Genomic DNA, 7981 nt, shown 5'->3' with positions numbered 1-7981 from the left:
GGCGTAATGAGCGATCTTGCGGGCAAATCCAACGTCGCGCAGCCCGCGATCGCCGACCGGAAATTCCTGGAAATCGACGTCGATAATTTTGACGAGCGCATGCGCGCGATGGCGCCGCGTGCGGCCTTTAGTGTGCCCAATACGCTGACCGGCGAGGGCAATCTGGCGGTGGATCTGACCTTTGAGAGCATGGCGGATTTCACCCCCGGCGCGGTGGCCAGGAAGGTCGATGCGCTGCGCCCATTGTTGGAAGCGCGCCAGCAGCTTGAACAGTTGATGACCTATATGGACGGTAAATCCGGTGCCGAGGATCTGATCGAGAAGATCCTGACCTCGCCCTCGCTGCTGTCCTCGCTGGCGGGGCAGGGGGATGGCTCCGACCCGGCGGCGGATGCGGCGCTGGAGAGCCTGCGTCAGGCGGAAGTCCCGCATGAGGAAAGCGGCCCGGATCAGGCCGATGTGCTCAGCCAATTGGCCGCTCGGGCCCCGGAGGCGACGCCTGAACCCGATGCCTCGGCGGATATTCTGGCGGGGCTGAAGGCCGCCGCGCCCCTGGCCCCTTCCGAGGAAGAGGATCGCACCGGGGACGTGCTGGCTGGCTTGGCCGCCGCCGCACCCGAGGACGCAGCCGAAGGCACGCAGACCGCCGACACGCTGGCGGATCTCGCGGCGCAGGCCCCGGTGGCAGACGGCGAGGCGGATCACGCGGGCGATATCCTCTCCGATCTGGCGCGCGCCGCTCCGATTGCGCAGGAGGAGGTCGACATCAGGGACGACGCCTTGGCCGCATTGGCAGCACAGGCCCCGGCAGATGAACCGCAGGAGGATGCGGACGGTTCGGTGCTCTCCGATCTCGCGGCTTCGGCCCCCGAAGATCGCACCGAAGCGGATACATCCGCAGATGTCTTGGCCGCGTTGGCGCAGAGCGAACTGCCCGAAGCGGACGGCAGCGCCGAGACCGATGCCATCCTCAGCAATCTGGAGCGCGCCGCGCCAGCGGAAGACACCGGCGAGAGTGTAGAAGACGTGCTTGCCGGGTTGGAGCCGGTCGAGGAACCCGCCACCGAGGAGGAAGATCCCGACCTTGGCGCCTTGCTGGGCGATCTTGAGGTCGCAGAGGACGAGACGGGCGAAAGCGTTGAGGACGTTCTTGCCGGGCTGGAGCCGGTGGAGGAGCCCGCCGCCGAGGAGGACGACCCCGACCTTGGTGCCATGCTGGGCGATCTGGAGGTCGCGGAGGACGACACGGGCGAGAGCGTTGAGGATGTTCTTGCCGGGCTGGAGCCGGTCGAGGAAGCCGCCGCCGAGGAGGACGACCCCGACCTTGGCGCCTTGCTGGGCGATCTGGAGGTCGCAGAGGACGAGACGGGCGAGAGCGTCGAGGACGTTCTTGCCGGGCTGGAGCCGGTCGAGGAAGCCTCCGCCGAGGAGGACGACACCGACCTTGGCGCCTTGCTGGGCGATCTGGAGGTCGCAGAGGACGACACGGGCGAGAGCGTTGAGGATGTTCTTGCCGGGCTGGAGCCAGTCGAGGAGCCCGCAGCCGAGGAGGAGGGCACCGATCTGGAGGCGTTGCTCGGGGAGCTGGATGCTACTGACGACGCGGAGGCAAGCGAAGACGACGTAGATTTGGCGGATCTTCTTGGCGAGACGGAAACAACCGTCACGGAAGAGGAAGACGAGGATCTCGATCTTGAGGCCCTGCTTGCGGCGGATGAGGAGGAGCCGGCGGTGGAGACCTCCGAGGAGCCGACAGAGGATGACATCGACCTTGATGCGCTCCTGGCTGGGGACGATGAGGGTGCAGAAGGCGCCTTGGGTGCGGATGATCTGGATCTGGACAGCCTCTTGGCCGAGGACAGCGCCGAGCCTGCGGCGGAGGATGATTTTGATCTGGATGCTTTGCTGGCAGAGGATGTGGAGACGGACACGACGGTCGAGAGCGCCGATGCCGAGTCTGACGACGCCGAGTCTGACGATGGCGAGTCCGACGATGGCGATGATGATCTGGACGATCTGCTGGCCGGATTGGATCTGGACGACAGCACCGTTGCGGATGACGGGGACGATCTGGACGCGCTGCTGAGCGGCCTTGACGCGGAGGCGGCCTCGGACGATCTGGAAGGGCTGGACGATCTTGATGCTTTGCTGGGGGATCTTGGCGAAGACGACGGTGACAGCGATGATCTGGATCTGGACAGCCTGCTTGGCGATCTGGGCGACGATGAGGATGACGGCGACGCGCTTGGCAGTGACAGCCCGAAAATGGCGCGGGCAAAAGAGCCTGAGCTGGCCTATGGCACCATGTCCGCAGATCGCCCCGAACCGCAAAAACTGGCGCGCAAACGCTTCCGGCTGGCGGTGTTTGGCGATTTTACCGGTCGCGCCTCCAAGGGGCAGATCGAAATCGGCGAGGCGCTGGCCGCGCGCAAGCCGATGGTGCTGGATCCTGATACATTCGAGGATGTGATCGAGAGTTTCGCCACCGAGCTGGTCCTGCCGATCGGCAAGGACGGCGCGGGGATTGCGGTGAAACTGGGTGAATTTGATGATCTGCACCCGGATGAGCTCTATGACAATGTGGCGCTGTTTTCCGAGCTGGTGAGCCTGCGCAAGCAATTGCAAAGCGGCGTGACCAAAGACCACGCGATGAAGACGCTGGCGAGCTGGGCGGAGGCCCATGGCACGCCTGCACGGGCGCCGAAATCGCGCTCTGGCGGCAACGCCGTGCCTGCGGACAAGCGGCTCAGCGATTTTCAGCGGTTGATCGGCGACACGGACAACAGCCTGCGCCAGGCTTCGCCGGTGGAGGAGATGCTGGCGCGCGTGGTTGGGCCGCATATCCGGGCGCTGCCGGACCCGAACCTGGCCGCGATGCAGGACGCCGTGGATCAGGCGCTGTCGGATGCGATGCGGCTGGTGCTGCATCACCCGGAATTCCAGTCGGTGGAGGCGCAGTGGCGCTCGCTCGACCTGATCCAGCGCTCCATCGAGGTGGACGATACGCTGGATGTGATGCTCTATGATGTCTCCGCCGAGGAACTGGCGGCGGATCTGGCGGCGCATGAGGACCTGTCGCAGAGCGGCTTTGTGCGGCTCCTGACCGAAGAGCCGATGGACGAGGAAAACGGCCGCGGAGCCTATTCGGCGCTGATCGGGCTCTATACCTTTGAGGAAACGCCGCCGCATGCGGAGCTTCTGGGTCGCTTTGCGCGGGTGGCGGCGCATGTGGATGCGCCCTTCCTTGCGGCGATCACCCCGGGTTTCTGGGATCACGCCAAGGAGGATCGCCCCAAGATCGTGGCCGATGCCTGGGACACGCTGACGGGCATGAGCGAGGCCGGGCATCTGGGGCTGTTGACGCCGCGTTTCCTGCTGCGCCGTCCCTATGGTGCCAAGGGCGAGCCGATTGATCCCTTCGACTTTGAAGAATTTACCCAAAGCGAGGGCCTGCGTGGTATGCTCTGGGGCAACCCGGTGGTGCTGGCGGCGATATTGATGGCGAAATCCTTCAAGGAGAACGGCGCCTCGCTCCAGCTTGGCTCCATCATGTCGCTTGGCGATATGCCGTTTCATTTTGTCACCGACCGGTTTGGCGATCAGGTGGCGCTGCCCTGCACCGAACGCAATGTGGATCTGGACAAGATCGCGGCGGCCAAGGCGCGGGGTTTCATGCCGATTGCCGGGGTGCGGGGCCGCGACGAGATCCGTCTGACCTCGTTCAACTCCCTGCGCGGCGAGATGCTCTTGGGCCCCTGGACCGGAGAGCCGGCGCCAGCGCCCTCGCCGCCGGACCCAAGACCGGCCAAGGCGGCACCGGAGCCGGAGACAGATACATCGCCGGATACGACCGAGGACGGCGATGATCTCGACCTCGATTTTGATCTTGATTTTGACAGCGATGGCGACGGCGGGGACGATGATCTTGACGCGCTGCTTGCCAGTTTTGATGACGATGACGATTCTGAAACGGACGGCGATATAGACGCCGATCTTGAGGCACTTTTGAATGACCTATGATTTTGTTTTCCGTAACTTTTTGCTTCGGGCTGAGGCGCGCCTCGCCGGTGCCCGGGCGGGAAAGGAGCAGCCATGACCGAAAGTAAAGCCCATGAAAAAGACGTCGTCTGGATGTCTGGGTCTTATTCGGTAAAAGGGCTTATGATGCGCCGCGCCATCGTGCGCGAAGGATTGAGCAAACTTACCGAGACGACGATCGAATTCCAGTCTCGCAACTCCGCCGTATCGCTGGACGATCTGGTGGGCCAGACCATGAACCTGCATGTGGTGACCGAAGGGGGCAAGGAGCAGAAATTCTCCGGCCTGTGCATTTCGGTTGAAAACTTCGGGTTCCGGGATGGCTACACGCAGTTCGTCGCAGAGGTCAGGCCCTGGTTCTGGCTTTTGACCCGGACCGAGGATTGCCGGGTGTTTCAGAACATGACCGCACCCGACATCATCAAGCAGATCCTATCGGAACACGGGTTCTCCGACTACAAGGACAGCCTGACCGGATCCTATGCGCAGCGTGAATATTGCTTGCAATACCGCGAAAGCGACTATGCTTTTATCTGCCGGCTGATGGAGGAGGAGGGGATTTATTTCTTCTTTGACAGCAACACCAGCCAGTCCTCGGCGGAGAAGCTGATCTTTGCGGATGGTCTGAGTGCGCATAAGCCGATCAGCGAAAGCGCCACGGCGGAGTTCTACATTCGCGACGATGCCGACCGGCGTCGGGGCGAGCATGTGGCCGAGCTGAGCAAGATCGAGCGGGTGACCCGGGGCAAGGTGACGCTGAATGATTTCGACTTCACCACGCCGCAGGCGGATCTGAAGGTCAGCGATGCCCAGGCCAAGGGCAAGCATCAGTACAAGAATTTCGAGGTCTATGACTATCAGGCCCATTATCGCAAGGACACCGGGCTTGGCACCACTTTGGCGCGGGCGCGGATGGATGCCGAGGCGCTGACCTATCAGCAATGGCGCGGGGCCTCGTCGCTGCGCACGCTGGGGGCGGGCTATACCTTCAAGCTGACCAAACATGATGACAGCGACTCCAACAAGGATTTCCTTGTGGTGGAGGCCACCCATTACCTGAAGGTGGACAGCGAGTTCGGCGAGCGGGATCGCGGCGCCCGGAACAAGGGCGACAAGGAAGAAATGCGCCGGGATCTGAAGGCGCAGAATCTGGATTTCCCAAAAGAGGCGGAAAAAGACAGCTACGCCAATACCTTCCGGGTGATCGACAAATCGGTGCAATACCGCGCCCCGCGCGTCACCCCCTGGCCGGAGGTGCCCGGTATCCAGACCGCGACCGTGGTCGGCAACTCGGGCGAAGAGATCCTGACCGACGAACATGGGCGGGTGAAAATCCAGTTCCACTGGGACCGCGAGGGCAAGGACAACGAGACCTCGTCGTGTTTCGTGCGGGTGATGACGCCCTGGTCGGGCAAGGATTGGGGCATGGTTGCGGTGCCCCGGATCGGTCAGGAGGTCGTGGTCCAGTTCGAGGATGGCAACCCGGATCGCCCGATCGTCACCGGCATGCTTTATAATAAGGAAACCATGCCGCCCTATTCCTACCCCGATGATCAGACGCAGCTGGGGATCAAGACCAATTCCTCCAAGGGGGGAGGCGGCTATAACGAGCTGATGTTCGACGATAAAAAGGATTCCGAACTGATGCGCATCCAGGCGCAGAAGTATCACCAGACGCTGGTGAAGGACCGATTATCCATGACCGTGGGTCTGGATGCGATCGAGAAGGAAGTCGCCTCGGTTGACGAAAACTCCTATGATCTGACCATCGAGCAGCATATGAACGAAACGGTCAAATCGGGGGATCGGACCGAGATCGTGGAGACCGGCAACAAGGTCGAAACGGTGAAGACCGGCGATTACACCGAGACGATCGAGACCGGCAACAAGACGATGACGATCGAGACCGGCAACCTGACCGAGAACATTGATACGGGAGACGTGGAAGTGACCATCGGCCAGGGCAGCCTGACCGAGACCATCAGCCAGGGCGACCATACCGAAACCGTCAGCCTGGGGGATATCACCACCGAAGCGAGCGCTGGCAGCATTGCGATTTCTGCCGGGATGGAAATCACGCTGACGGTGGGGGGATCATCGATTAAAATCGACAACTCGGGTGTTACTATCAGTGGACCGATGATCAAACTCGAAGCTGATGGGATGTTGGAGGCGAAATCTCCGCTGACCACGGTAAAAGGCGATGGCATGCTGACCCTCAAGGGCGGCGTCACCATGATCAACTAGGCGTGACTGTAATGGCTGATATGTTTGAAAAACTGGTGAAATTGCCGACGGAGCCCGTCGCGAAAATTCTTGCGCGGCAGCAGGTTCTGCTGAAGACGCGGTTGGATTGCGAAGTCAGCGCGACGGCCTCTGTCGTGCTGAAGGAGCTGTATTCCAAGAAGGCGATGATTGATATGCTGCGGCTGATGGGCATCCTGCTGCCGCCGCGCGAGAGGGTCTGGTGGGCCTGCCTGGCGGCGCGCGACTATATCGGGCCGCGCAGCCCCAAGGACCCGCCATCGCTGCGCACCTCCGAGGCCTGGGTGCTGGAGCCCTCTGAGGAGAACCGCCAGGCGGCGCGGATCACCATTGATCATGCCTATGTGGATGATGACACGGTGAACTGCGCCTGGGCGGTGACCTATCATGATGGCACGCTTGGCCCTGGGGATCTGCGGCAGTACCCGGCCCCCGCCGGGGCCGCAGAGGCGGCCGCCTTTGCCATGAATATGGTGGCCTTGGGTCAATTATCTGATAAGTTTGAAGAACATGGCTATTTGCTGATAGAGCGTGCGCTGGATATTGCCCGGGGGGGGAATGGCCGGGTCGGCGCGCAGGACGCGGCTGCGGCAGAGCCCGCAGATATTGGCGCCGACCAAAGCTAGGCTCGGACAGGAGAGACGACACAATGGTCAAACCCGCTCTTGAGGGCGACATCTGTGCCGAAATGGCGTTGCGCTTTCTGATCACCAGAGGAGCTGCGGCGTCATGGGTGTAAGGTTGCGATTTCAATCCTCGGGGACGATGCCGTCTGACGCGGCGCCCTTGATCCTGCGTGGCCCCAGTCTGACCATCGGGCGGGGTGCGACCAATGATGTTGTGCTGCCCGATCCCGATCAGATGCTGTCGCGCAACCACTGCGTGATCGAAGACCACGGCAGCCATGTGGCGGTGGTGGATCTCAGCTCCAACGGGACCTTTCTGAACTATGGAAAGATGCCGCTCGGGCCGACGCCGACACCGCTCAACAACGGCGATGTGCTGACGGTTGGCTCTTACGAGCTGGCGGTGGAAATCACCCAGGACGATGCGCTGCCCGATCCCTTGATGGTCGATCCGCTGGCGGTCGATCCCCTGTCGCCGGGCCGGGCCGAGAATGCCCCGGACCCGCTGGCGCTGCTGGATGATGCCGGGCCGGGTGGCGATTTTCTCGATGATCTGTTGGGCGAAGCGACCCCGACCGGGCCGTCGCAGATCAACCCGGTGGACCCGATCGACGATCTGCTGCCGCCCTTGGGCGAGGAGGAAGATCCGTTCTTTCAAAAGCCGAATGACGGACGAGAGGGGCAGGGCGCCAGCCTTCCGGCGCATAACCCGGCGGCACAGGACGGGTTCACCCCGCAGCATGCGCCGCAGGCCAATGTGATCCCGGACGATTGGGATGACGAGTTTTTCTCGGGCATCGGTGGCAGCCCGGAGCCTGCCGAGCCGGCTCCGCCCCCGCGGCCCCAGCCAGAGCCTCTGCCGGAGCCCGCACCCCCGGTTGTAGCCCCAGTCGCGCCCCGAGAAGAGCCGAGCCCGGTGGCGCCCGTGGCCATTCCAGACAATCCCTTTGCCGAACCGATCGCGGGCACCGAGGATCGCACCCCCGCGCCGGAGCCGGTGGCGCCTACGGTCGCGCCGGTTGCGACAACCCCACCGGCCGCGCCCGTGAACG

The 7981-nt window shown here is 62.8% G+C and carries 4 protein-coding genes and 1 pseudogene; all 5 read left to right on the top strand.

Features of this window, described 5'->3' with window-relative positions; translation table 11 throughout:
- Positions 1-366: pseudogene (tssB, locus tag HCZ87_RS21130) on the top strand (type VI secretion system contractile sheath small subunit); the annotation flags it as partial.
- 846 nt (positions 367-1212) lie between these two features.
- Complete coding sequence (locus HCZ87_RS21355; RefSeq protein ID WP_368484145.1) at positions 1213-4020, top strand: type VI secretion system contractile sheath large subunit; 2808 nt, start codon at positions 1213-1215, stop codon at positions 4018-4020.
- 72 nt (positions 4021-4092) lie between these two features.
- Entirely contained in the window at positions 4093-6285 is a 2193-nt protein-coding gene (locus HCZ87_RS18565) for a type VI secretion system Vgr family protein (RefSeq protein WP_167646232.1), read from the top strand.
- Between the two features lie 11 nt (positions 6286-6296).
- Positions 6297-6929, top strand: coding sequence for a hypothetical protein (locus tag HCZ87_RS18560; RefSeq protein ID WP_167646230.1), 633 nt, complete (start codon positions 6297-6299; stop codon positions 6927-6929).
- Between the two features lie 103 nt (positions 6930-7032).
- A partial coding sequence (locus tag HCZ87_RS18555) for an FHA domain-containing protein (protein ID WP_167646228.1) occupies positions 7033-7981 on the top strand: 949 nt, incomplete at its 3' end.

Source organism: Phaeobacter sp. HF9A, assembly GCF_011806385.1.
GTDB lineage: Bacteria > Pseudomonadota > Alphaproteobacteria > Rhodobacterales > Rhodobacteraceae > Epibacterium.
Note: the sequence above shows the minus strand (reverse complement) of the source record. Positions and strands in the feature narration are given on the sequence as shown.